Genomic DNA, 24,753 nt, shown 5'->3' with positions numbered 1-24,753 from the left:
GACATGTAAGTAATGAGACGAATAACTTATTTATACCTAAGGCTTACGATGCATAATTATCCATATAAAATCTGTCAAATCTTAACAGGTACCAAACACATCAAAACATAAAAAGCTGCCTTCAAAAAGACAGCTTTTTATGTTTTCACATACCCTCATTAATAAGGTGTTTGAATGCTTATAAATGAGCCATTACTTCTTCAGCCTCTTTGGCGGCTAAGTAACGTTCGGCATCTAAAGCGGCCATACAACCCGTACCTGCGGCGGTTACAGCCTGGCGATAAATATTGTCTTGTGCATCGCCACAGCAAAATACGCCCTCAACGTTGGTTTGGGTGGTACCGGGCTTGGTTTGTATATAGCCGGTTTCGTCCATATCAATAATACCTTTAAAAATATCGGTGTTAGGGTGATGACCGATAGCCACAAAGAAACCGGTAACTTCCAGCACACTATCTTGCCCTGTTTTGTTATTATATATAGCTATACCGTTAACTCCCTGCTGGTTACCTAAAATCTCCTTTGTCTCTGTGTTGTACAATATCTCGATGTTAGCCGTATTTTGCACACGGGTAACCATGGCTTTGGAAGCACGAAACTCATCGCGGCGAATTAGCATGTACACTTTTCTGCAAAGTTTGGCTAAGTATGTAGCCTCTTCGGCAGCGGTATCACCTGCACCTACAATGGCAACATCCTGTCCGCGGAAAAAGAAACCATCACAAACAGCACAGGCCGAAACTCCAAAGCCGTTATATTTTTGCTCAGATTCTAACCCTAACCATTTGGCTGATGCACCGGTTGAAATAATCACGGTATCGGCCGTAATAGTTTTTACCTCATCAACCACTACTTTATGCGGCAAACTCGAAAAATCAACAGAACTTACATAACCAAAACGAATATCGGTACCAAAACGCTCGGCTTGCTTACGAAAATCGTCCATCATCTCCGGACCCATTATACCTTGTGGGTAACCCGGAAAGTTTTCTACATCGGTAGTTTGGGTTAACTGCCCGCCGGCAATCATACCGGTGTATAATACGGGTTTCAGATCTGCGCGGGCAGCATATATGGCAGCGGTATAACCGGCAGGACCCGAACCAATGATCAGGCATTTAACGTGTTCTGTATCTTGAGACATCAGCGAAATTATTTATCTACAAATTTAAGCTTTTAAAGCCTATACCGCAAATACCATAACGTCAATTGAGTGCCATGCTTTTATGATACTGCGTTTATAAATATTACTGCTTATTAACACTGATTAAATAGTACAACTAAAGCGAGAATAGACACGTAAACAGTATAACTAACAAAGCGTAAAAAAATAAGGGAGGCAATATGATTATTATGACGGTGATATATTTATGTAAGCGCTATAACGTATTAACCTGGTTTAAGAAAGCGATAGTAACAGCGTAAGGTGTATTTACTCCTTACTCAACAACTGAATAATCTTTTCCTTATCCTTTAGCTGGTTTTTTAGAATACTTATCTGTTCTTTCAGATTTTCTTTTTCATTGTAATAACCCACATTGGGTTCGGCCAGTTGCGCCGGGGCCGAAATATTTTGGTAGTTTGAACCAGACAAATGTTCCTCCAAAAAAAACGGGATAGGCTGTTTTAAAACTTCTGCTATTTTTTTGAGCGTTTTTACCTTAATGCTATCGGTTGACAGCATTTTGTAAAAGCCTGCCTCCGTCATTTCTATATTTTTAGCCAGATCAGACAAGGTAATACCTAAAGCTTTAGACTGCTGCCTGATGTTGCGCTCCATAATACCAAAAAAATTATCTGATTGCTTAAAAGTCATTTACTGGTAAATAATATAAAAAAGTTAATATTAAATTTTATTTTTACTAAACTTTAATTTAGCTTAGTGTTTGTAATTTATTACAAACTTTAGAAATTTTTTACTTATTACGGAAATTTATGGTTGAAAACACATTTAAATACCGGATAGATGAATTTTTGAATCAACTTCCGGTTTTGCAGTACCGCCATGCCATGCGGCTTATACCTGAATTGTTAGATGTTAGCCCCAGAACATTTGCAAATTACCGTAATATTAAACTAAATGACAGTCGGGATATACCGCACGAAAAGGTAGCTTTGTTAGAAAAATTATTTGCACTGCACCCCGGCGAACTACAAAACTTTGTGATTGTAGCCAGCCCCATTACCGAACTAACTGATACGGATTTATACTTAGCGCAAAAACTTTAAACTTATTATGCAATCCTTAAACCATCAATATTTTGCTGCATTATTAGAAGAGCAACGTTTAAAACAATCGGCCTTTGACGAACAGATACAATTAGAACTTTTGGGGCTTACCGAACCTGAAACAGCGAAAGATCACCGGCAGGAATATATGAAATACCTGGCCAACCGCATCCTCCAAATCAATAACCTCATGGAGCAGTGGCTTAACGCCATGGAAATGGACTGGGCTTTGTAGTCAGTAGTCAGTAGTCAGTAGTCAGTAGTCAGTAGTCAGTAGTCAGTAGTCAGTAGTCAGTAGTCAGTAGTCAGTAGTCAGTAGTCAGTAGTCAGTAAAGGGAAGTTGCAGCCATGGCGAGTTGTTTTATATATTTAAAACTTGTCGCTTCAAACAGTTATGAGAAATGATAGCCAAATGCACCATCTATATATTTGCACATCCTCACATTTTCACATCCTCACATTTTCACTCTGCTAAATTAAATTCCGATCTTTAAACCACACGTCATCGGGCTGGGCGTTAAAGTTTTCCATCAAAGTTACCAGTTCTATGGCATTGGTTGAGGTAATTACCAACTGGCGGTTTATCGGTTTCAGGAAACGCTGTTCCACCATCACATCCATTTGCTTGAGTAAAAAATCGTAAAACCCGTTTACATTTAATATACCTATTGGCTTTTGGTGCAGGCCTAATTGCAGCCAGGTCAATACTTCAAAAAACTCTTCAAGCGTTCCAAAGCCGCCCGGCAGGGTTATTATACCATCACAAAGATCGTTCATCATTTTTTTGCGCTGGTGCATATTTTGCACTACATGCAATTCGGTTAAGCCGGTATGTCCTACTTCTTTGTTCAAAAGAAATTCTGGTATTACGCCTATGGCCTTACCCCCTTTTTTCATAATGGCATCAGCTATCATACCCATTACCCCTACCCTGCCGCCACCAAATATCAGGGTCATATCTCTACTTACCATTACTTGGGACAGCTCATCTATAGCCTGGGTAAGTAAAGGATCATCGTTAAAATTAGCGCCGCAAAATACACAGATAGATTTCATATTTTCGGGTTGATTAGTGTGTAGTTTATTGGATTAAGTAGTTATTAATAACGGTCAAGTTATTTGTTAGAATCTTGTTTGTACATCGCATCCAGTAATAAATAGCGCTTAGGGTTAATTTCGGGTGCCAATTTGCTGTTCACGTCAATAACCATTACCTCATTAGGCGTACGGTTTTGCAAAGCAGGCCAGGCTGGTAATCCTTTCCCATTAGGGTTTCCTGTTTTAATGAAATTCAGAAAATAACTTTGCATAGTTTCCGACACTTTAAAGTCATCGGCTGTCCAGTTATAGGCTTTATTGTAATTCAGGTTTCCCAAAGCGTACTCTATTTCGGCTGAGTGTACGGCACCAGATGACTTTTCGGGATCACCGCGCTTGCGGGTATAATAATATCTGTAAACAGGCTTGCCACTGGTTTTGCTATGCAGATTGGTAAACTTCCAGGTGCTGAAAGCAATAAAACGGTCAGACGCTAATTCGGTAGCCACTCGTTTCACCTCCTCTGTTGTAGTGGCCGGATACTCCTGAAATACTTCGTTAGCTTTATCGCCATATAATTTCTGCAGGGCGTTTTTGTAAGCCTCCGGTGTAGGCTCATTTCCTCCTACTACGGCGCGGTAATCGCCTTCGGCAGAGTTCCAGCCGGCTAACAAAGGTACTTTCATTTGTTTGCCAGAATCAAAAATAACTTGTGGAAATTGAGGCAGAAAATAACCGTCTACAGTGATGGAAAAACGCGAAGATGCCGACATGTTCAGTAACTTATCGGCCGGAATTTCGCGCAAACCTGCCAATGATGTGGCACCGGCACCAGCGGCAAATTTCACCCCGTTTTGCTCCGCATCCGCTAATGTAACAGGCGACAAGTTGCCTAATATAGCACCGCTCTCGCCAATAGCACCGGCAAATAATCCTTTAGATAAAGGCGACACCACCTGCGCACTAACCGACATAGACCCTGCCGATTCACCGGCAATGGTTACCTTTTTAGGGTCGCCACCAAAGGCTGCAATATTTTTTTGTACCCAAATTATAGCCTCATGCTGATCCATTAAACCATAATTTCCCGAAGCATGGTTGGATGATTCTTTAGTTAACCAGGGATGCGCGAAAAAGCCGAACACACCCAAACGGTAATTCACCGTAATAGCTATAATGCCTTTTTTTGCCATGCTCTCCCCATCATAGCGCCCTTCCGAACCATCACCTGCTATAAAGCCTCCGCCATAAAAGTAAACCAGTACCGGTAACTTTTCTTTTGATGATTTAGCCGGCGTCCATACGTTCAGGTAAAGGCAATCTTCGCTTTTGCCATCGCTCCTGAATATCATATCACTAAATAAGCTAAACTGTATAGCACGGGGCCCAAAGTGATCTGCCTTACGTACGCCCTCCCAGTTTTTAGGGGCTTGGGGAGCTACCCAGCGCAAATTACCAACCGGAGGTTGCGCAAACGCAATGCCTTTATAAGAGCGAACGCCATTTGCTTCGGCAACACCCTCTAATACACCATTAGCGGTTTTAACCTGCAGCTGGTTTTGTGCATTGGCACTTACAGCTATTGAAATTAACATTAAAAAGGCAATCCTATTCATCGCACGAAACTGAGGTAATTGGTATTACAAATCTAACTAATTAACACAAGTTGCTTGAGGTTAGTTTATTTAAAATGAAAGCAAGTTGTGACAATAGCAGTGAATAATAATCCTCATAGATTACAGCTTGTGCGTTAAGCAGTTATATGGACTAAGAGGCAGTTTAAAATTGTAAAAATCTGTCGTTTCGAGGTTACGAGAAATCCTGTTACTCCTGCAAAGTCGGCTACATGCAGGTCTAAACAAGATCTCTCATTATCGTTCGAGAGGACAATCGCAATTTTAAATAGGCTCTTCATATCAACAAAAGTAGTTTGTATTAGTTGCGAAACAAAAAAGCCTGTACAGTTGCTGCACAGGCTATAATATAAATAGTGAGATAATATTATTTACCTAATTTAACTTTCAGGTTTTCGTTGATAGCTTCCAGAAACTCTTCGGTGTACAAGTAATCAACACCATGCTCAACCTTAGCTTTAGCGGTAATAGCTAAATCTTTGGTCATTTTGCCGCTTTCTACAGTTTCAACACAAACCTGCTCTAAAGCATGGCAAAAATCAATCAGCTCCTGGTTACCGTCCAGTTTACCACGAAACTCTAAACCACGGGTCCAGGCAAAAATAGAGGCTATTGGGTTGGTTGATGTTGGGCGGCCGGCCTGGTGTTCGCGGTAGTGACGGGTTACGGTACCGTGTGCTGCTTCGGCTTCCATAACCGTACCATCGGGGGTAATTAAGGTAGACGTCATTAAACCTAATGAACCGAAACCTTGTGCCACAGTGTCGCTCTGTACATCGCCGTCATAATTCTTACAAGCCCAAACAAAGTTACCGTTCCATTTTAAGGCCGATGCCACCATGTCGTCAATTAAACGGTGCTCATAAACAATACCGGCTTCGGTAAACTTAGCTTTGTAATCTGCCTGATAGATCTCTTCAAATATATCTTTAAAACGGCCGTCGTATTTTTTAAGGATGGTGTTTTTAGTGGATAGGTATAAAGGCCATTTTTTCATTAAAGCCTGGTTAAAGCAAGCATGTGCAAAACCGCGGATAGACTCATCGGTGTTGTACATAGCCATAGCTACGCCATCGCTCTTAAAGTTAAACACTTCAAAAGATTGCACATCGCTGCCATCTTCCGGCGTAAAAGTAATGGTTAATTTACCTTTGCCTTTGGTTACAAAATCGGTAGCGCGATACTGATCGCCAAAAGCATGACGACCAATGCAAATTGGGGCTGTCCAGTTTGGCACCAATCGGGGTACATTATTCATTAAAATAGGCTCGCGAAAAACGGTACCATCTAAAATGTTACGGATAGTTCCATTTGGCGATTTCCACATTTGTTTCAGGCCAAATTCTTTAACGCGTTCTTCATCGGGCGTAATGGTAGCACATTTAACACCTACACCATATTGCTTAATTGCATTGGCGGCATCAACGGTTACCTGATCGTTAGTTTCGTCGCGGTATTCAATACCCAAATCATAATACTTCAGATCAACCTCCAGGTACGGAAGAATCAGTTTGTCTTTGATAAATTGCCAGATGATGCGGGTCATCTCATCGCCATCCAGTTCAACTACCGGATTTTCTACTTTAATTTTTGACATATCGGGTTTATTGTAGTTCTATTTTTTTTAAAAACGCTCAAATATATACATTTTGCCTATAGCCAAATTTTATAACTTAAACTTTTGTTTAAACGTAGTAATCAAAAATTGGTGGCCTATAAATAAAATACTACTTTTAAGGCCAAAGATATGATGAAAAACATTTACGGCGTATTTATATTAGTGCTGCTGCTATTTACCGGCGGCTGCAAGCAAGACGAAGCCATAGTACCCTCCACCCTGCAAAACATTAATTTATTGGGCAAATGGTACCTGAAACAATTGGAGATCATCCCGGTGGCTGATCCTGCTTCATCTACCGTTATTAACAACTTTACCAGTAATGATTTTTTTGAATTTAAAACTGGTAATGCCGCCACCTACTCCTCTACCTTATACGCGAAGGTATTTGAGGGTTACTACTCAGCCAACTCATTAACCAATCCGCAAACGTTAAGTTTTAAAAGCGGCGATTTGCTGTTAAAATATTTTATAGATAGTTTAGACCCGCTTAATGAATTAGTGCTTTACGAAACCTTAACCACTACCGAAGCAGGTATAACCACTTCTACCAGGTATCAATATACTTATAACCGTTTACCGTAATGAAAAAGCTGATTTTTACCATAGGTATTTGCTTTACGGTTATGTTGGCCAAGGCACAATTAGGTTACAATTACGCGCAATATGATGTGGGTGCTGCTGCCGCACTCAATTATGCATATACCGATGCTGAAACCATAAAAGGCACACCGGCTGTTCATTTAAATTTCACTTATAACCACACCCCGTTCTTAAATTATATAGCTGAGGTACAGTTGGGCAGGTTGGCCGGTGGCGATTCGTTGCTTACCTTATCGGGCCGCCAGTTTAAAAATAATTATACCGCTGTTAGTTTCCGGGCGCAAATACAAGCCGGCGAGTTTTTAGATTATGAAAACCGCACTATTTTCAACGCACTTAAAAATATTTATTTAAGTGCTGGCGTGGGTGTAATGTACAACAACATGTCGGAGATTAACCGCACCTCATTATATATCCCCGATTTTACATCGCCAGGGCGTAACACCAGCAGCGAAGTGTTTATACCTGTGAAAGTAGGATATGAATTCAAGATCTTCAACAGTTATAACGAACCCAATATTAAAGTTGATTTAGGGTACCAATACAATTACGTACTGGGCGATCAGCTCGATGGTATTAAAGCAGGTGTACGCAAGGATATGTATATGCAGTTTGTGGTAGGTGTTAAATTTGCTATTGGTGGTTTTACCTCATATCGAAAATCGCTAACTAAGTAATAATACCTAAACCTGGAAATAACCCGCTTTGATTGTTTTAATAGGTAAATCTATAAAAAATATAACAGCCCTGTTTTACTGCAGAGCTGTTATACTATAAGTTGTTCCAATTATCGGGGTAACTAACAACAACTATTAATGGATGTTTAAAATCTGAATATTATTAGTGTAGTTTACAGCATTTTTAAACAATAGCATTTTCACAATGCATAAACAGTGTTTTTCTTTTAAAAATCTTCTTTAAAAGCTACGTAATTAACCGTTTAAAATATTTCTAACTATTATAATTGCTTGTAATAGTTAGCGGCTGCCGATGTCGTTATAATCCAAATTAGTTGCACCAGTATAAATTTGGCGTGGGCGGCCTATGGGCTCTTTATTTTCTTTCATTTCTTTCCACTGTGCAATCCATCCCGGCAGGCGGCCTAATGCGAACAGTACAGTGAACATATCGGTTGGGAAACCTAACGCACGGTAAATAATACCCGAGTAAAAATCAACGTTTGGATATAATTTACGCTCTACAAAGTACGGATCTTTCAGGGCTACTTCTTCCAGTCGTTTGGCAATTTCCAAAACTTCGTCTTCTACACCTAAGTTCTCTAAAATATCGTCGCAGGCTTTTTTAATAATCTTGGCGCGCGGGTCGAAGTTTTTATACACGCGGTGGCCGAAGCCCATTAAACGAAACGGATCGTTCTTGTCTTTAGCTTTATTGATCCATTTGTCTGTATCCCCACCGTCTTCTTTAATTTGTTCCAGCATTTCAATAACAGCCTGGTTAGCACCGCCATGCAGCGGCCCCCACAGGGCCGATATTCCTGCCGAAATTGAGGCGTACAGGTTAGCATCTGACGAACCCACTATACGCACGGTTGAAGCCGAGCAGTTTTGCTCATGATCGGCATGCAGGATGAGCAGCTTGTTCATGGCACTAATAACTACCGGGTTTATCTGGTATTCTTCGGTACGCTGACCAAAGGTCATGTACATGAAGTTGGTAACGTAATCAAATTTGTTTTGAGGATAGTTAACCGGGTGGCCTAACGATTTTTTATATATCCAGGATACAATAGTGCTCATTTTAGCGATCAGCTTATGAATCTCCAGGTCAACTATTTCGGGGCTTAATCCCGGCTCTAACGATTCGGGGTTGAAAGCGGCCAAAGCACCAATTAAGGAAGACAGCTGACCCATGGGATGCGATTTTGACGGGAAACCATCAAAAAACTTCTTCATGTCCTCATGCACTAAAGTATGGCGGTTAATCTCCGATTGAAATTTATCCAGTTTCTCCTGGGTAGGCAATGTGCCGTAAATTAATAGGTAAGCAACTTCAATAAACGTGGATTTTTCGGCCAGCTGTTCAATGGGGTAACCGCGGTATTTTAAAACACCCAGTTCACCATCTAAAAAAGTAATAGCGCTTTTGGTGGCACCGGTATTTTTGTAACCAATATCTAAAGTAACATAGCCGGTCAAATCGCGAAGCTTGGATATATCTAATGCTTTTTCATTCTCTGTACCTTCTATAACAGGCAAATCATAAGTTTTATCACCAATTTTTAGTTGTGCTGTTTCCGACATAGAAATAATGGGTTGTATCTGCAACAAATGTAAATAATTATGCTATTAATTAGGGTTGCAGATGGTTTTATCACTTAAATATTACCTTAACTTAATACAAAATATAACCTTTTGTTTTAGTTTTTATTTGCTGTAAGTATTAGGTAAATGTTATTTATTTATAGTTTACTTGATCTCTTCTTTTACTTCACCACATTCCAGCATCTCATCACCATAATATGGGTTCTTGATTTCTTTTTGTGCCGATAGCCAATAACCTCCCTTTCCTTCATCGGCCATGGGGCAATAAGCTATATAAATAGTCTCTTTTTTGCTCTTCATTCCCTTCACCAACGGAATAACATCCTGGCTTAGCTGTAAAAACAAGATGCGCTGCGATTTTATATCATTAGTGGCTGCCATATTTTTAGCCAGGTTGGTTGCCTCGGCACAACCTTTAATTGCATTCAATGTTTTAGCTAATTCACCTGCCGAACCCTTAGCTGCGTTACCATCAGTTTTAACCAAATCATTTTTTACCTGTAAATAGGCATTGTAAACTTTAGCAGTATCGGTTTGGAGGCCAGCCGTAGTTTCATTAGCCTGGCTTGAGTTAGAATTTTGCTTTCCCGATGGCTCACAGGCGCTTAAAGCAGCAGTGAACGCGATAGCAGCGATCAAAAGATATTTCTTCATGATAGTGTAGTTGATTGATGATCTGGCTAAGGTAATAATTTGCCGATAAATGCCGTAATACTTGTTTGCATTAAGCAGAACAAACGCTTTTAATGTTTTTTTCCAGCTTTTGATGTCCTTCCTGCAAAACTTGTTGTGTTTGAAAGTAAAAAAAGCAATCTGTAATGCCGAATTTATTTCCCTGTTGCATTAACTAAATAAGTACACTGTTTAATGTACGAACACAAAAAAACCTCTTAGTGAAAACCAAGAGGTTATATATATATTAAACCGGCAAATTACCTTCTTCCATGTCCTCTACCATGGCCATGGCCAGGATGACCGTAATAACGGTGTTGAACTACAACCGGGCGATGTGAGTAGTAGCCAGGGCGCACAACTACTGGCCTGCTACGATAATAACTGCGAACCGGGTAACGATAAACCGGTGCCCTATTTGCCACTATTACACGCTGGGGCGCGTAATATACCGGTGCCGGGTTACCGATATTTATACCGATACGGGCGCTAACCTGTGCTTTGGCCGAACCGAAAGTTACCAATGATACTATAAATGCTGCTAAAAATGTGATCCGTTTCATAGTCGTATTTTGTTAGTTTATTAATATGCTATTGCATTGTTGTTATATGAATAAGACGATGCACAGCCATAATGGTTTAATTACAACCAAAAACCGGACCTAACATTTATGTTACAAAACAGGGTTAAAGAAAATTCAAATTGTAAATTGGGTAACTGATAACTTGTTTATATTTTCAATAAATGAAACTATTTGACTAAATAAAATTATTTGGGCAGTAACATTATTGCCCATGTATTTATATATAATAATCGTTCACCTTACAATGCCTGTATGAATTTGTCTCGAAAACTCAGTTAAGTACCAGATCTTGTACAAGCCAGAACTGATATTGTTAATTGTTAATTTGTTAGGTATAGCGTAAAAAAAAACGCCAATGCACACTGCAATATAAGCCAAGCATACGGCTCATATAAAATAGCAAGTAACAAGATGAGGATTATGGCATACGCATACAGCAAACGCTGTTTGGTAGAATGGTAAATTAATATGAATATAGATGGGTAAAATGTCAGAGATCGGGGATGATACACTGCCAACTGCATTATTATCGTACGGATGATAATGCAGATTTCTAAAAATATGCCCTAATTAGGGTAAAAGAATTTAACCTCCGAAATTTTTCGGATTTTAAAAAAGCTTTCCTGCAATATGGCTTATAAAAAGGGAGTAAGCATTTGCAAAGGATGATAATCACAAGGAAAACGCCGGAAAAGAAAACCTCTTCCGGCGTTTATATATGATAGGCTTAGCTCCAACGACCACCGCCGCCGCTACCGCCACGATTGTTATCTTTTGAGTAACCACCGCCGCCGCTGCCACCACGACTTCCGCCGCCGCCGCTGCCGCCACCATAGCCACCGCCACCACGGTTGCCGCCGCCGAAGCCGCCACCACCGCCGCCACGACGATCGCCACCGCTGCTTGGTTTTCTTTCTTCCGCTTGGCTTACAGCAATGCTTCTGCCACTAACTTCAGCACCATTCAGGCCAGAAATAGCTTTTTGAGCTGCTTCATCATCAGGCATTTCAACAAAGCCAAAACCTTTACTTCTACCGGTTTCTCTGTCAGAGATTAATTTCACTGAGCTTACCTCTCCGTATGCTTCAAAGAGTTCTTTTAAATCTGCTTCCTCTAAGCGATAAGGAAGGCTTCCTACAAAAATGTTCATCAATTTTTAAATTATCATTATTCAAGCATGGTTGCTTAACACCGCAATTAACATAAAAAATTCTGTATTTGTTGAATAATTGTATGCATAAAAAAAATAATTTTTAATTATCACTAAAACATAAGATAAATACTTCAAAATGTGCCAAAAAACTCACAAAAAACTAGTTCAAAGCTGGTTTTCAAGATTAAATTTTCTCTTTAAATAATTTTAGGTTTCGTTAAACTTGGGTAAACATAACAACCCTTATCCGCTCCTAATCAACTAATTCAAGAAAGAAAGTGCAAAAAGTAGGATAGAATTGTATTTTTAATAAGTGTTTCTTGTTAAAGATGATCAATAGCATAAAGCGGTTCCATCTTTTAAAATATATAAACACATTTACGGCAAATTTTTTATAGCTAAATGTCAATACTTAATTAAAGGCGGTAATAAGCAATTATAATTACTAAAAGCAGCTAACTTAATACTTAGTTTGTGCATTTTCAACTATATTAGGTGCAAAAAATCTATTATCGCTAATTAATATGGTAACTATCAAAAAAACAATGCTGGCTTTCGCATTGTCGGCGGTTTGTGCTATGCCCGTTATGGCACAAAAGGCACCGGCAAAAAAAGTAGCCACTAAAATCTTATCCGCCCCGGTTAAGGTAACCTCGGTAGAGGGTATTACTGAATATAAACTGGCTAACGGCCTTCGCGTGCTGCTATTTCCCGATCAAACCAAACAAACGGCTACGGTGAACATCACCTACCTGGTAGGTTCGAAGTTTGAAAATTACGGCGAAACCGGTATGGCACATTTGTTAGAGCACATGGTTTTTAAGGGTACGCCTAAACACCCTAATATTCCGCAGGAGTTAACCTCGCATGGTGCCCGCCCTAACGGCACCACCTGGTTAGACCGTACCAACTATTTTGAAACCTTTTCGGCAACCGACGAGAACATGAACTGGGCGTTAGACCTGGAGGCCGACCGTATGGTAAACTCTTACATTGCTAAGGCCGAGCTGGATAAAGAATTCAGTGTGGTTCGCAACGAAATGGAGTCGGGCGAAAACAGCCCAAGCCGGGTACTGAACGAGCGCGTATTATCAACTATGTTTTTATGGCACAATTACGGCAAATCAACCATAGGTAACCGTGCCGATGTGGAAAAAGTACCGATAGACCGTTTACAGGCGTTTTACCATAAATATTACCAGCCCGATAATTCGGTGTTAACCGTATCGGGTAAATTTGACCCGGTTAAAGTTTTGGCCACCATTAACCAAAAATTTGGCGCCATACCTAAGCCTACCCGTGTATTGCCTCCGGTTTATACCGTTGAGCCAACTCAGGATGGCGAGCGTTTGGTAACCCTGCGCCGCGTGGGCGACATACAGGATGTGATAACCGGGTATCATGTACCATCGGGCCCACACCCCGATACACAGCCGCTTAACGTTTTAATTGAACTATTGACCGATCAGCCGTCGGGCCGCTTGTATAAAAAACTGGTGGAAACCAAAAAGGCTACTGATGTGGGTGGTTACGATTACGAAACAGCCGACCCCGGTGTGGCCATGTTTGAAGTGGAAGTACCTAAAGACAAAAACCTGGATGAAGCCAAAGATATTTTACTAAGCACGGTAGAAACATTTTCGGCCGAGAAACCCACCGCGCAAGAAGTAGAGCGGATACGCAACAAGCAATTAAAAAATATTGACCTGGGCTTAAACTCATCCGAAAACGTGGGCTTAAACCTGAGCGAGTATATTGCACAGGGCGACTGGCGCTTATTATTTTACCAACGCGACCAGTTAAAGAACGTTACCCCGGGCGATGTGGTGCGTGTGGCCGATAAATACTTTAAACCATCGAACCGTACAATGGGTATTTTTGTACCAACCGAAAAGCCCGACCGTACCGAAGTACCTGCAACGCCCGATCTGGCTAAGATGCTGAAAGGCTACACCGGTTCGCAAACTATTGCACAGGGTGAGGCATTTGATGCATCACCGGCTAACATTCAAAAACGTTTGGTTACCACTAAAGTGGGTGGCGTTACTTTAAACATGTTAACCAAGCAAACCCGCGGCGAAGCGGTAGTGGCCAGCATGGTATTTTATTTTGGTAACGAAGCATCTGTACAAAACAAAGGTACTATTGCATCATTTACCGCATCCATGCTCAACAAGGGCACCAAAAACAAAACCCGTCAGCAAATACAAGACGAGCTGGATAAATTAAAAGCCCGTGTAGGTTTTGGTGGTGGCGCTAACAGCCTGTCGGTTAGTATAACTACCGATAAAACTAATTTTACGCCGGTATTTAAACTGGTTAACGAAATTTTGAAAGAGGCTACTTTCCCGGCCGATGAATTAGAGAAATTAAAACAACAAAGCATTGCCGGCATTGAGCAGGGCCGCAGCGAGCCACAAAGCATTGCCATAAACGAGTTGCAACGCTACTTAAACGCCTACCCTAAAGGCGACCCGCGTTATGTTTCAACCATTGATGAAAACATAGCCATGACCAAAGCGGTAAGCGAAAGCAATGTAAAAAGTTTTTATAAAGATTTTTATGGTGCCTCGAACGCCTTTATATCTATTACCGGTGATTTTGATGCCGCACAAGCTAAAAGCCTGATTAATGAGGAGTACGGTAGCTGGAAAAGCCCGCAAACATTTGCCCGCTTAATTCCTAAAACCAAGGATGTGCCTGCCATAAACAAAAACATTGAAACCCCCGATAAAGCCAACGCTTTCTTTATTGGCCTACAGCCGCTGAAGTTAAGCATGAAAGATGCCGATTACCCGGCCATGCTGATGGCCGATTACATTATTGGCGGTGGCTTTCTTAACTCGCGTCTGGCTTCACGTATCCGTCAAAAAGAGGGTATCAGCTATGGTGTAGGTTCGGGCGTATCTGCCGGTTACTTTGATCAAAATACAGGCATCACCCAGTTTTATGCCATTTATGCACCCGAAAACGTTAGCCGACTGGATGTTGCCTTTAAAGAGGAAATTGAAAAAGTAGTTAAGGATGGGTTTACTGATACAGAAGTGGCCGAAGCTAAAAAAGGTTACCTGCAATCGCGTAGTGTAAGCTTAGCTCAGGATAATGTGTTGAACGGTACCTTAAACGCTTACAGTTACTATGGCGAGAATATTGCCTTTTGGCAAAAAATGGATGATGCCATTAGTAAACTGACCACCGCGCAAATTAACGCTGCTGCTAAAAAGTATTACGATACCAGCAAAATTAGTATTGTTAAAGCCGGCGATTTTGCTAAAAAGAAAGCTGAAACCAAATAATTATCAAGTTTAGTTTGTTTAAATGTTAAACCGCAGTTGCCCAGGCAGCTGCGGTTTTTTGCCATGTATGTTTCAATAGGTAACACACTGGTTCCATAATATTGTAAAACTTACCAGTTATGCCCATAAACATAGCCTGTAAGTAACAAGCCATAATTAGTGAATAACAATATATTGCTTGTATATTACATAGCCTCAAGTTTTGCTTAAAAGAGATTATAAGTTAAAGGTTAATAACATACCTCTCAAAATTATAGCTATATTTGTGTTAAATTAAATAAAGTTAATTAATAATATAAAATTGAGAATTGTAGTAATAGAGGATAATCCTGATATTAGCGAGATCATGGATATTATACTTAAAGATGACGGCTACGAAGTTATACCATCTGAAGACGGTTCAATAGCCGAAAGATTTCATGAAATTAAACCCGATCTGGTTTTAATGGATGAGCTGCTACCTGGTAAACGAGGCAGCGAATGGTGTAAATTTATTAAAGCCGACCCTGCCTTACAACATATTACCGTATTGTTAGTGTCTACCATGCCCAACCTCGAACAATTAGCCAAAAAAAGCGGTGCCAATGGGTTTTTAGAAAAGCCTTTTAATATTAGCGCCCTCGGTAACCTGATCCGCTCATTCAACAAGAAAAAAATCAAATAAGTTAATTGCATTGCTTCTTGCTGTAAAGCTATTTATCTTCGAATGTTGCTCCTGCTTATAAAAGGGAAATGTGAGCATATCCATGAATGCATCTTAACCTATCGGAGGTAAACCAACAACAGCGTGTATCACTTGAATGTTTAGTTGCGTATTAACAGTGTCATATTACATATTTTAACAACAAAAAGCATGTTGTAAGGTTAAGTAATAACAAATTAAGTTCAACGCTAAAACTAATTCATGAAAACTATTAAAACGGCCTACAAGCGCGTGGCCCTATTACTTGCAGGTTTAAGTTTATTATCTGCCTGCCAAAGTTCGTCGCAATCGGGTACCGAAGCCGACACTACTAATGCCAAGGTTAAAAAGGGCAAGATCTCCAAACGTACGCAAGATGGCTGCTATCTTCAGGTAAGCGGCAAGCAAATGAAAGATACCCTTTACGTGCAACTGCACATACAAAACAACAAGGTGAGCGGTAAAATGGTAAGCTCTATTTTTGAAAAAGATAGTCGTAAAGGCACGCTTACCGGCAATATGCGTGCTGATAAAACCATACAGGCTACCTGGATATTTATGCAGGAAGGAATGACCGATAGTATTCCTGTATCTTTCAAATTAAACCACACCGGCTTGTATCAAAAGCCACTGAAAGCAGATGTTACTACCGGCCGCGAGTTTACAGATATGACGGCACCGTTTTCTATTGAGTTGAAACCAACCGACTGCAACAAATAAGAGATATAATACTGGACTATCGGGCCTGGCTTTTCCGGGCCTGATAGCTTTTAAATTCACTTTGTAACAAATGCCTGAGCTGAAAATGCTTGCACTGCAAAGAGTTGGCCGATATACTGATTAAGGAATTATACTTATCGAAATTAAGCTGCATCAACTTACGTTTTACAGCATTAGTTTGCTGGCTTATGTAATGCTCAGGGTTCTTTACATCAATGGTCATAAAACTTTGGTTTATGACCATGGTCTCCCTTATATCGGTTATATCTTCCCAAGGAATAAAACCCACGCTGGTTGCACTGGAACGATCGGTAATACCATGGGCCGAAATGATAATTACCGGTTTTTTATTGCCTAATTGTTTAAGCATAAAGGCACAGGCCAGCCCAAAAAACACAATGGCCGCCACACCCACAACACGCACCATGGTCAAACTACCAAACAAAGAGCCCTGCGGTTTAAGCGCCATCCATAACCCTACCGATACAAATAAGAGCGAGATAACAAACAACCCTGCCAGTTTAGTGCGGCTGTTCTGAATTTCTATAGGAGCATCATCTATGTTCATATCTCAAATATAATTTAATGATTGTGCTTCTTGTGAATATCCTTTACCAAACAAAGCTTTTTAATTTCCGATTTTTTGATCACAAAGGGCGAATACTTCAATCGACCAGCTATCATTTCGGTAGTATTATCGGAGTGGGCTATTAACTCATCGTCTTTTTCGGTAGCCAGCAGGCGCTTGTACATCCGGTAATCGCCCCATTCAATATAATATACCTCGCCCGGCAATATCTTTTTATCATGAATAACTTTTAAAGCCACCCAGCAGCCGTTTTCTAAATAAGGATACATGGAGTGACCCCAAACAGGTAAAGCAAAATCACAATCTTCAATACCAGGAAAATACATGTGTCCTACAGGCTGCGTGTCGTTTATATCGTTGTACACTTCCACTCCTGATGCGGTTGCAATTACCTCAAACATGGGTATGCCCAAGTACGGCTTAGTTACGTTAAGGGTAGTGGCAACAGCGGTACCATCCAAAAACGACTGATATTTTTCTTTAAAAATACGCAGTTTTTCTGTGTCTATATTTTGTCGGCTCTTTATTATTTCTGTAATAGAACTTGGCGAATTAAAACCAAGCACTTCTGCCAGCTCTGCATTACCACTAAATGCTTTACCCTTTAACTGGTTATAAATAATAATAAACTCCAATGTTTCGGGACGGATAGTCTTAATTTTTCCTGCTTTAATTGTGCTTTCCATAAATTTTAAATTATGTGGATAACTTTTTCTTGACAATAATACAGAAATTTCTTTATATTTGTTCTGTAATAATTCAAAGAAATACAAAATAATTGAATTATACAAATTTGAAGAAATTTTGATGATCAGAACCGGTGGTAATTCACCGGTTATCATTCTATTTAGCCAACAAAAAAAGATTAAAACACAAATCCAAAGCAATGCATCTCGCCTACTCTGCACTTCAAAATAATGCCGGTATAGTAACGCCAGTTAGTACACCAGGCAAAACGGTACATCGCAAACTTAAATTACGCTACATTGGTTACCAGGCGGCCTGCCAAAAGTATGAACAGGAAATAACCGCTATTCAGCAATACCTGCCCGGTTGGTATCCAGCTTTTAAATAATTGGTGCAAGTTAGATTTATTAATGTGATTACATTTTTCTTAATATTTGAGTTTGAGCCTGTTGAAAACTTGTACGCTTTCATAAGTTTTCGACAGGCTTAAACTGATAGTATATCAACCCTTATAAGTAAAGTGCACCCTATTCCTTCTACACCCCTACAACAACGCAATAAAATACTCACATGATAAAAATGAATCAAAAAACACGCAATGAGCTTTGGTGGCTCATAATTTCGGTTGATTATAACTATAGCCGCATTGCCATTGCCGACCATGAACTGAACGGCCAAACGCTAACCCTTTGGCTGGAAGACAAGCAGGACTATAAGAACACCCTCGACGAATGCCTGCAACTTAACATAACCGTAAGCCATTTAACCAAGCTTATTAAGGCCGAAAACATGAATAGTTACGAAGGCATACGCATGCACCCCAAAAAGAAATACCTGTACACAACCCGCATCCCTATTAGCGCGCCCCTGCACTGGTACCAGCACGATGCCACATCTGCCGAACAACAATGGACCCGCGAAGCATTACTTAAAAATATACTCACGCAATTAATAGAAAATGAAACTTACGCTCATGATCTAAATTTTTAAGATTACAACTATGCCGAATAGTATATAAATCATAAATGAGATTAAACCAGTTATTTTATAGATAAAGCAGATTTTAAACTTAGTTTAACTAATTATTTGCGGATCCAAACGCTTTTCAAAGGCCATAAATAACATACCGGGGCGTTTATTTAGTTCAATTTCGCCACCTAATTTATAGCCTAATTTTAAGAAAAGGTTTTGCATGGGGCGGTTAACGGTATTAGTATCCAACCTTACCAAACCAATGTTATTTTTAATAGCTATCACCTCGCATTGCTGTAATAACTGGGCTGCAATGCCCTTACCCTGCATGTGCGGACTTACTGCCAACCTGTGCGCTACAATACAAGGTTCAGTAATATCCCAGCCTGGAACCTGTGCGTACTCTGCTTCTTGCTCGTTCACAATTACAGCTATAACACCGGCTATGGCACCATCAATATCAGCTACCCAAAGCTGCCCGGCTTCCACATCACTCGTGTAAACCGCCGCGTTAGGGTAAGTATGGTCCCACTGCAAATTACCCGTAGCCTGCATAATAGGCAGTACCTGTGCAATAAGTTCCATTATAGAATCAATATCTTGTAAAGTAGCTTGGCGGATCATCATGTCTGTAAGTCAGTAGTCAGTAGTCAGTAGTCAGTAGTCAGTAGTCAGTAGTCAGTAGTCAGTAGTCAGTAGTCAGTAGTCAGTAGTCAGTAGTCAGTAAAGGGAATTGCAACACAGATTGTTGTTTCATTTTTCGTAACTTTATTATCCAAAAACTTCGGACTTTGGACTTCCTCTTCTTTAGCAGGGCGACCAACTTCTACCAGTTTTTCGGTATGCTCTTCGGCTTGCTGGGCAGTGGCGTAGTTAAGCTTACGGAAACGCCATATAGCAAAAGCAGGTTCCTGGTAGCGGTTAATGAGGTTAAAAAACTTGGGGAAATTATGTACTTCTTCGAGCAGCACACCGGTTACAATGCCGCTATTATCCAGGATCTCGCGGATGGTGTACTCCTTGTCTTTAGTGATCCATATCTCAAAGTCACGACGGATTTCTTCGGCTTTTTCAGCGTCTATTTTATCGTTAATGCAAATTACTTTATCTCCGGGCCTCATAATAATGCAAAGGTCTGTAATTGTTACGGCTTTTAAAACTTCGTTTTTAAGATAATTAAATTACCCGTGTTTTAAAGTCCTTTAAAAATCGACTAAAATAGTTACAGTTGGCAGCTACTGCTTCAATGTTCAAACTTTGAAAAACCTGAAGGTTATGCGATTCTGAGTACTTCCTGCTCAATTGCTTTAAATACTCCTTTGGCTCTTTTATGGCAGATGGATCAGCAACAGCAGGAACCTCACAATTATACATAACGCCAAATTTTTCCATATCAGCTAATATCAAGGCCTCTATTTCATAAATATTTAGCAGCAATATGGCTCGGTTGTCAACCACAGTACGGTACTCTGCATAGTACGCTTTCTTTTGGTCTATCTTATCCGTTTCATGTGCCAAACCATCCAAATCGCGAATAAATATCACCAGGTCAGGCTTTTCAAACTTAAACTCCACACGCAATAACCGTTTAGTAGGCTGCGGGCAATCCAGTTGCGAACCACGAATTTGATTGATGAGCGGGAAAAATTCGATATCAGGGTAAAGCTGATTAAGCAATACGCCAATACAATTAGTATCGTGTGGTGCTTCTCCCACCAGGCCAATTCTCATGCTATTTTTCGAGGTCTGAATAACGCCAGTAATCGCTTAAATACATCTCGCTATCCATGTAGGCTTTGGCTTTATCTATTTGCCCTTCGCTTAAACTGGTTAAGGTGGTACCCGTTTCGGGGTGGTATTCGCAAATGTGCAAGGCATCCAATTCGTCCTTGCTTAAAATATCTAATGCCTGCGGCGAATGCGTGGTTAAAATAATTTGAACATCTTTAGACATCTTTTTTAGGAACGTCATGATTTGTTCGAACTGGTGAGGATGGATACCGAGTTCGGGTTCTTCGAGGAGGATGATTTTATCATTGGCAGGAAGAGTGTCATCAAGGCTTAAAGTAGCAATTACATCTGAATAAATACAAAACATTCGTTTTGTTCCATCTGATAAACTTGAGAATGGCAACCAAAAATTGTTAACATAATATTCTAAAATTATATTATCAACTTTTATTGAATCTTGTTCTTTATAAACTTTTAATGATGAACTTATTCTAATTCTTTCTATTGGAAGATACTCTCCTATCGATTCGTTAATATAATCACAATAATAATTCAATGATTTCAAAACGAATTGCTGAATGTATTCCGTATTCTTATGCAACAATAACTTCTCTTCCTCAAACTCGAATAGATTCATTGATAAGTCAAACAAGACAGATCTTAAAAAAAAGGGATTAGATCTATTTAGTGCACTTGGAAATAGCTCATTGACAAAATTTAAATACTCGAATGAAAATGGCGATGCAATTATGAAATTGTTGTCGTTACTTCGAATTCCATGTGTTATAAATATTGAATTAAAATTGAGTTCATTATTTGATGTCAAATTTTGATAAGCATAGTTGGGCTCAATTTCGTCCCCATTGATTTTAAGCTCATATTTTGCTTTGATGTTTCCTAATTGTGCTAACGTAGAATGAGAAGTCAAATTCCCTAAAGTAGCATCTTTACTAACATTTACCTCGAAATTTATTCTACCATCAAATTTCAAATATGTAATACTATTGAAAATGTCATTATAATCATAAGTAATTGCTTTGTCCAAATATGTCAAAAAGTTGGTCTTTCCACTCCCATTCTTACCAATAATTATATTCAACCCGGGATTGAACTTTACCGATAGGTCTTTAATAGTGCGGTAACCTTTGAGCTTAGCTTCTGATAAGTATATTCTGTCCATTTCCTTTTGCAACCGGTAAACGGTTTAAGCAAAGTTATCATTTTAATACTATCTGCAAACTACTCACAAACCTCCATTACTACTCACTATTTGCTAAAAATATTTGCATTTCTCAATTATTTTGCTTACTTTTACATTCTCCTTATGCCAACCGGCACTCCTATCATAATGAAGAACAAATACATTTTATTTAACAGGGCCGAACACATTACCCATTGCATTACCGACTATTTTGAATGGATACAAGGCGAGCACCATACCGAAAGCCTGCCTTTTAAGCCCACGGCTAAAAGTCCGCCCGAAATACGCGAACAAAAAGTTTGGGACCGACAACCGCAGCCACCTACCCTGAGCGGACTGGCCCTGCACCTGGGGTTTGAAAGCTTGCAAGCCTTTGAAGCTTACGAAAAAAACGGACGCTTTGCTGCCATACTCAAACGCGCCAGGCTCCAAATTGAAGCGGAGTACGAAAAAATGTTACACCAGCAACCTGCAACCGGGGCTATTTTTGCCCTTAAAAGTTTAGGCTGGCTGTATAAACCAACCGGTGATGCACCTGTAAGCGACATAACTATTAAGATAGAGATCCTGGAAACCGGGCCCGCTCCTGCCGCCCGCGAACAGGAAGTGACCCTTTAGTTGAAAGTTAAATGCAAGTGGTAATTCTCCTTACAACGCGCTAAATTTTTCTGCGTAACTTTTAATCTTCAAATCACCGAAAACTTTAAACCTTAAACTTTTCACTTTCAACTTCCACCATGCAAACTTCAGTTCTTTTTAAACATAATTATAATGCCAAGGCGCAGGTGGTGGTTAACCAGGGCGGTACCAGTTCGGGCAAAACCTATGCTATTGAACAGGTGCTGTTTACACTGGCTTGCGAGCAGCCTAAAGTGGTAATTACCGTGGTTAGTCAGGATATACCGAACCTTAAAGCCGGGGCCATGCGCGATGCACAGAGCATTGTAAGCAGTTCGGCCGAGTTGCAAAGCATGATCAGGTCGTTTAACAAATCAGACCGGATCTATGAGTTTCATAATGGCTCATTGCTGGAATTTAAAAGTTACGATGATGCGCAGGATGCCAAAAGTGGTAAGCGCGATTACCTTTTTGTGAACGAAGCAAATGGCATTACCTACGCCATTTACACCGAGCTGGCCCTGCGTACGCGTAAGCGTATTTTTTTAGATTATAACCCCAATGCATCCTTTTGGGTGCATGATAAGCTAATAGGCCACGAGGGCGTACAACTGCTGATTTCCGACCACCGGCATAATCCTTTTTTAGAAGATGCCATCCGTGAAAAGATTGAGAAAGTGCGAAACGAGGATGAGGAGCAATGGAAAGTATATGCCCGTGGCTTAACCGGCAAAATAAGGGGCGTGGTGCTCAACAACTGGTTGCTGTGCGAAAAAGTACCTGCACAAGCCAAACGCATTGCCTACGGGCTCGATTTTGGCTTCAGCAATGATGAAACGGGCCTGCTGGAAGTCTATTTGCAAAACGGTGAACTATGGGTGAACGAACTATTGTACGAAACCCAATTGACCAACACCGATCTCCATAAGCGCATGGCAGCCCTGCGTATGAGCAAGAACACCGAAATGGTGGCCGACAGTGCCGAACCTAAATCCATTGAAGAACTGCGGCGGCTGGGCTGGAATATAGTACCGGCCAAAAAAGGGAACGACAGCATTAAGCTATCCATAGATATTTTACGCCGTTACCGCATTAACGTAACCCGCAGCAGCACCAATTTGCGTAAAGAGTTAGGCCGTTACCAGTGGAAGGTAGATGCATCGGGCAACCCCCTCAACGTACCTACCGATAGCTGGAACCACCTGATAGATCCGCTACGCTACGTGGCCTTAAACAAACTACAAGTGAGCAGTACCGGCCAAACCCGCTCCCGCCTGCCCTGGAAACCGCAAACGGTTTGGGGCGATGAGGCGTTGGGGATGATGTAAGGAGGTTTCGAGGTTTTTGATTGCGGGGCGGGGGGGTTTGGTGCGGAGAGTAAGTTTTCATCCCTCCCTGGGGAGGGCAGGGAGGGGTTTCGCCAGCTCGCATGGCAATCCATCAAACCCCTCCCGGCCACTGCACAAGTCAACCGCCCCCATCCCTAAATAGGGACGAAGAACGATTATATCTATAAAACCGATACAATAGCCATGCACATAACCCGATGTTCAGCAATGAACAACTGAACCAATGAACAAACCCCATGATTCAAAAAACACTTCAAACCTTAACCGGCAAATTACAAGTTAGCATACCCACCACTTTACACGAACTGCAACTGGGACAATTAATGGCCATGCAGGCGGCCGACAAGCTGGACGATCTGCAGGCTATCCACATCCTTTCGGGGGTGCCGCTGCATGATTTGCAGCAGGTAAAAAGCTTTGCCGAGCTACAGGTTTTTAACGATCAGGTGCTGATGCTGGCCCAGGAAATTAAAGAACTTTATAACAGTGAAGCCATCCCTCAAACCGTAACTTTTTCTATTGATGGAAAGCCTCAAAAAGTGAAAGTCATGAAAAATTTATCGGTTGAACCGGCGGGTGCTTTCATGGCTTCGAGGGATATTATTGCCGAGGAAATCAGCAAACATATTGCCTTGCATGGCGATGAAAACTGGCAGCAAAATTTCAATCCATCGTTGCAAACCTGCAGCCAGGTTTTGGCTCATTATTTCTACAGCAAGGTAACGGGCAAGCCGTACGATGAAGAATTAGCGGCCGAATTTACAGGCGAAGTAGAACGCTTGCCGGTCACCGATGTATTGCCCATAGCACGCTATTTTTTTTTGAACTATCCAAACTTATCGAGGCCGAAAACCGGCTTTTGGCATCGCCTGTTTCGCCGCTGGAACAGCGGGCGGGCATTAAAGATTTTGGACCGTTTCGGTACATTAACACGGTGAACGCACTCGCCGGAGGCGATGTAACCAAATGGCAAATCATTCTCAATTTACCTTATAACCGCGTACTTACCAAACTGCTGCTCAACAAAACCGAATCGGCCTTTCAAAAGCGCTACGCCGAGCTGCTACAAGCGCAGAAGTAGTGGTCAGTGGT

28 protein-coding genes are annotated in these 24,753 nt (G+C 40.8%); 13 read left to right on the top strand and 15 right to left on the bottom strand.

All coding sequences use genetic code 11. The features are described from left to right. Positions 1-178: 178 nt before the first annotated feature. Together trxB and ACFQ3S_RS02970 are read right to left on the bottom strand one after the other, a co-directional pair. Positions 179-1,144, bottom strand: coding sequence for a thioredoxin-disulfide reductase (gene trxB, locus ACFQ3S_RS02975; RefSeq protein ID WP_377161083.1), 966 nt, complete (start codon positions 1,142-1,144; stop codon positions 179-181). A 288-nt stretch (positions 1,145-1,432) separates the two neighbouring features. Continuing rightward, positions 1,433-1,816 (bottom strand): helix-turn-helix domain-containing protein, encoded by a 384-nt coding sequence (locus ACFQ3S_RS02970; RefSeq protein ID WP_377161081.1) that lies wholly within the window; start codon positions 1,814-1,816, stop codon positions 1,433-1,435. A 119-nt stretch (positions 1,817-1,935) separates the two neighbouring features. Here ACFQ3S_RS02970 and ACFQ3S_RS02965 point away from each other — a divergent pair, with 119 nt between their 5' ends. Both ACFQ3S_RS02965 and ACFQ3S_RS02960 read left to right on the top strand, forming a co-directional pair. Further along, positions 1,936-2,229: a hypothetical protein gene (locus ACFQ3S_RS02965; protein ID WP_377161079.1), complete on the top strand. Its 294-nt coding sequence runs from the start codon at positions 1,936-1,938 to the stop codon at positions 2,227-2,229. Positions 2,230-2,236: 7 nt separating this feature from the next. Continuing rightward, entirely contained in the window at positions 2,237-2,464 is a 228-nt protein-coding gene (locus tag ACFQ3S_RS02960) for a hypothetical protein (RefSeq protein WP_377161077.1), read from the top strand. Between the two features lie 236 nt (positions 2,465-2,700). Here the strand turns inward: ACFQ3S_RS02960 and ACFQ3S_RS02955 are convergent, their stop codons facing one another. From ACFQ3S_RS02955 to ACFQ3S_RS02945, 3 genes are all read right to left on the bottom strand, one after another. Then, positions 2,701-3,285: an LOG family protein gene (locus ACFQ3S_RS02955; protein ID WP_377161075.1), complete on the bottom strand. Its 585-nt coding sequence runs from the start codon at positions 3,283-3,285 to the stop codon at positions 2,701-2,703. A 59-nt stretch (positions 3,286-3,344) separates the two neighbouring features. Continuing rightward, complete coding sequence (locus ACFQ3S_RS02950; protein WP_377161073.1) at positions 3,345-4,862, bottom strand: carboxylesterase/lipase family protein; 1,518 nt, start codon at positions 4,860-4,862, stop codon at positions 3,345-3,347. Positions 4,863-5,268: 406 nt separating this feature from the next. Further along, on the bottom strand, positions 5,269-6,498 hold the full coding sequence (locus tag ACFQ3S_RS02945; protein ID WP_377161071.1) for an NADP-dependent isocitrate dehydrogenase: 1,230 nt from the start codon (positions 6,496-6,498) through the stop codon (positions 5,269-5,271). A 150-nt stretch (positions 6,499-6,648) separates the two neighbouring features. Here ACFQ3S_RS02945 and ACFQ3S_RS02940 point away from each other — a divergent pair, with 150 nt between their 5' ends. Both ACFQ3S_RS02940 and ACFQ3S_RS02935 read left to right on the top strand, forming a co-directional pair. Beyond that, on the top strand, positions 6,649-7,104 hold the full coding sequence (locus tag ACFQ3S_RS02940) for a hypothetical protein (RefSeq protein WP_377161069.1): 456 nt from the start codon (positions 6,649-6,651) through the stop codon (positions 7,102-7,104). Next, entirely contained in the window at positions 7,104-7,799 is a 696-nt protein-coding gene (locus ACFQ3S_RS02935) for a hypothetical protein (RefSeq protein ID WP_377161068.1), read from the top strand. The genes ACFQ3S_RS02940 and ACFQ3S_RS02935 overlap by 1 nt, the downstream gene beginning before the upstream one ends. A gap of 300 nt (positions 7,800-8,099) precedes the next feature. Here the strand turns inward: ACFQ3S_RS02935 and ACFQ3S_RS02930 are convergent, their stop codons facing one another. The 4 genes from ACFQ3S_RS02930 to ACFQ3S_RS02915 form a co-directional block, all read right to left on the bottom strand. Continuing rightward, positions 8,100-9,386 (bottom strand): citrate synthase, encoded by a 1,287-nt coding sequence (locus tag ACFQ3S_RS02930; RefSeq protein WP_377161066.1) that lies wholly within the window; start codon positions 9,384-9,386, stop codon positions 8,100-8,102. A 165-nt stretch (positions 9,387-9,551) separates the two neighbouring features. Continuing rightward, on the bottom strand, positions 9,552-10,061 hold the full coding sequence (locus tag ACFQ3S_RS02925) for a DUF3347 domain-containing protein (protein WP_377161064.1): 510 nt from the start codon (positions 10,059-10,061) through the stop codon (positions 9,552-9,554). Between the two features lie 278 nt (positions 10,062-10,339). Next, on the bottom strand, positions 10,340-10,642 hold the full coding sequence (locus ACFQ3S_RS02920) for a hypothetical protein (protein ID WP_377161062.1): 303 nt from the start codon (positions 10,640-10,642) through the stop codon (positions 10,340-10,342). 748 nt (positions 10,643-11,390) lie between these two features. After that, positions 11,391-11,813, bottom strand: coding sequence for an RNA recognition motif domain-containing protein (locus tag ACFQ3S_RS02915; protein WP_377161060.1), 423 nt, complete (start codon positions 11,811-11,813; stop codon positions 11,391-11,393). Between the two features lie 527 nt (positions 11,814-12,340). Between ACFQ3S_RS02915 and ACFQ3S_RS02910 the strand changes: the two genes are divergently transcribed. The 3 genes from ACFQ3S_RS02910 (at position 12,341) to ACFQ3S_RS02900 (ending at position 16,514) form a co-directional block, all read left to right on the top strand. Beyond that, positions 12,341-15,112 (top strand): M16 family metallopeptidase, encoded by a 2,772-nt coding sequence (locus ACFQ3S_RS02910; protein ID WP_377161058.1) that lies wholly within the window; start codon positions 12,341-12,343, stop codon positions 15,110-15,112. A gap of 301 nt (positions 15,113-15,413) precedes the next feature. Beyond that, positions 15,414-15,776 (top strand): response regulator, encoded by a 363-nt coding sequence (locus ACFQ3S_RS02905; RefSeq protein WP_377161056.1) that lies wholly within the window; start codon positions 15,414-15,416, stop codon positions 15,774-15,776. A gap of 240 nt (positions 15,777-16,016) precedes the next feature. Further along, a complete protein-coding gene (locus tag ACFQ3S_RS02900) occupies positions 16,017-16,514 on the top strand; it encodes a hypothetical protein (protein ID WP_377161054.1) in 498 nt (165 codons plus the stop codon). A gap of 16 nt (positions 16,515-16,530) precedes the next feature. Here ACFQ3S_RS02900 and ACFQ3S_RS02895 read toward each other — a convergent pair whose 3' ends face one another. Beyond that, positions 16,531-17,082 carry an STM3941 family protein gene (locus ACFQ3S_RS02895; protein WP_377161052.1) on the bottom strand — a complete coding sequence of 184 codons (552 nt, stop codon included), beginning with the start codon at positions 17,080-17,082 and terminating at the stop codon, positions 16,531-16,533. A gap of 14 nt (positions 17,083-17,096) precedes the next feature. Next, on the bottom strand, positions 17,097-17,789 hold the full coding sequence (locus ACFQ3S_RS02890; RefSeq protein WP_377161050.1) for a S24 family peptidase: 693 nt from the start codon (positions 17,787-17,789) through the stop codon (positions 17,097-17,099). A 200-nt stretch (positions 17,790-17,989) separates the two neighbouring features. Here ACFQ3S_RS02890 and ACFQ3S_RS02885 point away from each other — a divergent pair, with 200 nt between their 5' ends. After that, positions 17,990-18,178, top strand: a complete 189-nt coding sequence (locus tag ACFQ3S_RS02885) for a hypothetical protein (protein ID WP_377161048.1) — start codon at positions 17,990-17,992, stop codon at positions 18,176-18,178. A 191-nt stretch (positions 18,179-18,369) separates the two neighbouring features. Continuing rightward, positions 18,370-18,780, top strand: a complete 411-nt coding sequence (locus ACFQ3S_RS02880) for a hypothetical protein (protein ID WP_377161046.1) — start codon at positions 18,370-18,372, stop codon at positions 18,778-18,780. Between the two features lie 84 nt (positions 18,781-18,864). Here the strand turns inward: ACFQ3S_RS02880 and ACFQ3S_RS02875 are convergent, their stop codons facing one another. The 4 genes from ACFQ3S_RS02875 to ACFQ3S_RS02860 all read right to left on the bottom strand — a co-directional run bounded on the left by ACFQ3S_RS02875 (position 18,865) and on the right by ACFQ3S_RS02860 (position 21,673). Beyond that, positions 18,865-19,389: a GNAT family N-acetyltransferase gene (locus ACFQ3S_RS02875; protein WP_377161044.1), complete on the bottom strand. Its 525-nt coding sequence runs from the start codon at positions 19,387-19,389 to the stop codon at positions 18,865-18,867. Positions 19,390-19,475: 86 nt separating this feature from the next. Further along, a complete protein-coding gene (locus ACFQ3S_RS02870) occupies positions 19,476-19,883 on the bottom strand; it encodes a hypothetical protein (protein WP_377161042.1) in 408 nt (135 codons plus the stop codon). Positions 19,884-19,938: 55 nt separating this feature from the next. Then, entirely contained in the window at positions 19,939-20,493 is a 555-nt protein-coding gene (locus ACFQ3S_RS02865) for a DUF4276 family protein (RefSeq protein ID WP_377161040.1), read from the bottom strand. A 1-nt stretch (position 20,494) separates the two neighbouring features. Beyond that, positions 20,495-21,673, bottom strand: coding sequence for an AAA family ATPase (locus tag ACFQ3S_RS02860; protein ID WP_377161038.1), 1,179 nt, complete (start codon positions 21,671-21,673; stop codon positions 20,495-20,497). Between the two features lie 144 nt (positions 21,674-21,817). Between ACFQ3S_RS02860 and ACFQ3S_RS02855 the strand changes: the two genes are divergently transcribed. From ACFQ3S_RS02855 to ACFQ3S_RS02840, 4 genes are all read left to right on the top strand, one after another. Next, the gene (locus ACFQ3S_RS02855) at positions 21,818-22,312 is read left to right on the top strand and encodes a terminase small subunit (protein WP_377161036.1); all 495 of its coding nucleotides are present in this window, start codon (positions 21,818-21,820) and stop codon (positions 22,310-22,312) included. Positions 22,313-22,431: 119 nt separating this feature from the next. Next, positions 22,432-23,640, top strand: coding sequence for a PBSX family phage terminase large subunit (locus tag ACFQ3S_RS02850; RefSeq protein ID WP_377161034.1), 1,209 nt, complete (start codon positions 22,432-22,434; stop codon positions 23,638-23,640). A gap of 257 nt (positions 23,641-23,897) precedes the next feature. Next, positions 23,898-24,599, top strand: coding sequence for a hypothetical protein (locus ACFQ3S_RS02845; protein WP_377161032.1), 702 nt, complete (start codon positions 23,898-23,900; stop codon positions 24,597-24,599). Beyond that, positions 24,596-24,742, top strand: coding sequence for a hypothetical protein (locus ACFQ3S_RS02840; RefSeq protein ID WP_377161030.1), 147 nt, complete (start codon positions 24,596-24,598; stop codon positions 24,740-24,742). The genes ACFQ3S_RS02845 and ACFQ3S_RS02840 overlap by 4 nt, the downstream gene beginning before the upstream one ends. Positions 24,743-24,753: the final 11 nt, after the last annotated feature.

The organism is Mucilaginibacter terrae, from assembly GCF_042679325.1.
Classification (GTDB): domain Bacteria; phylum Bacteroidota; class Bacteroidia; order Sphingobacteriales; family Sphingobacteriaceae; genus Mucilaginibacter; species Mucilaginibacter terrae.
Note: the sequence above shows the minus strand (reverse complement) of the source record. Positions and strands in the feature narration are given on the sequence as shown.

Excerpts from the sequence above, each read along its gene's own strand:
- ACFQ3S_RS02955 (WP_377161075.1), bottom strand. The coding sequence starts at position 3,285 with ATGAAATCTATCTGTGTATTTTGCGGCGCTAATTTTAACGATGATCCT.
- ACFQ3S_RS02880 (WP_377161046.1), top strand. The coding sequence starts at position 18,370 with ATGAATCAAAAAACACGCAATGAGCTTTGGTGGCTCATAATTTCGGTT.
- ACFQ3S_RS02925 (WP_377161064.1), bottom strand. The coding sequence starts at position 10,061 with ATGAAGAAATATCTTTTGATCGCTGCTATCGCGTTCACTGCTGCTTTA.
- ACFQ3S_RS02910 (WP_377161058.1), top strand. The coding sequence starts at position 12,341 with ATGGTAACTATCAAAAAAACAATGCTGGCTTTCGCATTGTCGGCGGTT.
- ACFQ3S_RS02850 (WP_377161034.1), top strand. The coding sequence starts at position 22,432 with ATGCAAACTTCAGTTCTTTTTAAACATAATTATAATGCCAAGGCGCAG.
- ACFQ3S_RS02970 (WP_377161081.1), bottom strand. The coding sequence starts at position 1,816 with ATGACTTTTAAGCAATCAGATAATTTTTTTGGTATTATGGAGCGCAAC.
- ACFQ3S_RS02865 (WP_377161040.1), bottom strand. The coding sequence starts at position 20,493 with ATGAGAATTGGCCTGGTGGGAGAAGCACCACACGATACTAATTGTATT.
- ACFQ3S_RS02900 (WP_377161054.1), top strand. The coding sequence starts at position 16,017 with ATGAAAACTATTAAAACGGCCTACAAGCGCGTGGCCCTATTACTTGCA.
- ACFQ3S_RS02935 (WP_377161068.1), top strand. The coding sequence starts at position 7,104 with ATGAAAAAGCTGATTTTTACCATAGGTATTTGCTTTACGGTTATGTTG.
- ACFQ3S_RS02875 (WP_377161044.1), bottom strand. The coding sequence starts at position 19,389 with ATGATGATCCGCCAAGCTACTTTACAAGATATTGATTCTATAATGGAA.
- ACFQ3S_RS02950 (WP_377161073.1), bottom strand. The coding sequence starts at position 4,862 with ATGTTAATTTCAATAGCTGTAAGTGCCAATGCACAAAACCAGCTGCAG.
- ACFQ3S_RS02890 (WP_377161050.1), bottom strand. The coding sequence starts at position 17,789 with ATGGAAAGCACAATTAAAGCAGGAAAAATTAAGACTATCCGTCCCGAA.
- ACFQ3S_RS02915 (WP_377161060.1), bottom strand. The coding sequence starts at position 11,813 with ATGAACATTTTTGTAGGAAGCCTTCCTTATCGCTTAGAGGAAGCAGAT.
- ACFQ3S_RS02855 (WP_377161036.1), top strand. The coding sequence starts at position 21,818 with ATGCCAACCGGCACTCCTATCATAATGAAGAACAAATACATTTTATTT.
- ACFQ3S_RS02895 (WP_377161052.1), bottom strand. The coding sequence starts at position 17,082 with ATGAACATAGATGATGCTCCTATAGAAATTCAGAACAGCCGCACTAAA.
- ACFQ3S_RS02860 (WP_377161038.1), bottom strand. The coding sequence starts at position 21,673 with ATGGACAGAATATACTTATCAGAAGCTAAGCTCAAAGGTTACCGCACT.
- ACFQ3S_RS02945 (WP_377161071.1), bottom strand. The coding sequence starts at position 6,498 with ATGTCAAAAATTAAAGTAGAAAATCCGGTAGTTGAACTGGATGGCGAT.
- ACFQ3S_RS02940 (WP_377161069.1), top strand. The coding sequence starts at position 6,649 with ATGATGAAAAACATTTACGGCGTATTTATATTAGTGCTGCTGCTATTT.
- ACFQ3S_RS02965 (WP_377161079.1), top strand. The coding sequence starts at position 1,936 with ATGGTTGAAAACACATTTAAATACCGGATAGATGAATTTTTGAATCAA.
- ACFQ3S_RS02870 (WP_377161042.1), bottom strand. The coding sequence starts at position 19,883 with ATGAGGCCCGGAGATAAAGTAATTTGCATTAACGATAAAATAGACGCT.
- trxB (WP_377161083.1), bottom strand. The coding sequence starts at position 1,144 with ATGTCTCAAGATACAGAACACGTTAAATGCCTGATCATTGGTTCGGGT.
- ACFQ3S_RS02920 (WP_377161062.1), bottom strand. The coding sequence starts at position 10,642 with ATGAAACGGATCACATTTTTAGCAGCATTTATAGTATCATTGGTAACT.
- ACFQ3S_RS02960 (WP_377161077.1), top strand. The coding sequence starts at position 2,237 with ATGCAATCCTTAAACCATCAATATTTTGCTGCATTATTAGAAGAGCAA.
- ACFQ3S_RS02930 (WP_377161066.1), bottom strand. The coding sequence starts at position 9,386 with ATGTCGGAAACAGCACAACTAAAAATTGGTGATAAAACTTATGATTTG.
- ACFQ3S_RS02885 (WP_377161048.1), top strand. The coding sequence starts at position 17,990 with ATGCATCTCGCCTACTCTGCACTTCAAAATAATGCCGGTATAGTAACG.
- ACFQ3S_RS02845 (WP_377161032.1), top strand. The coding sequence starts at position 23,898 with ATGATTCAAAAAACACTTCAAACCTTAACCGGCAAATTACAAGTTAGC.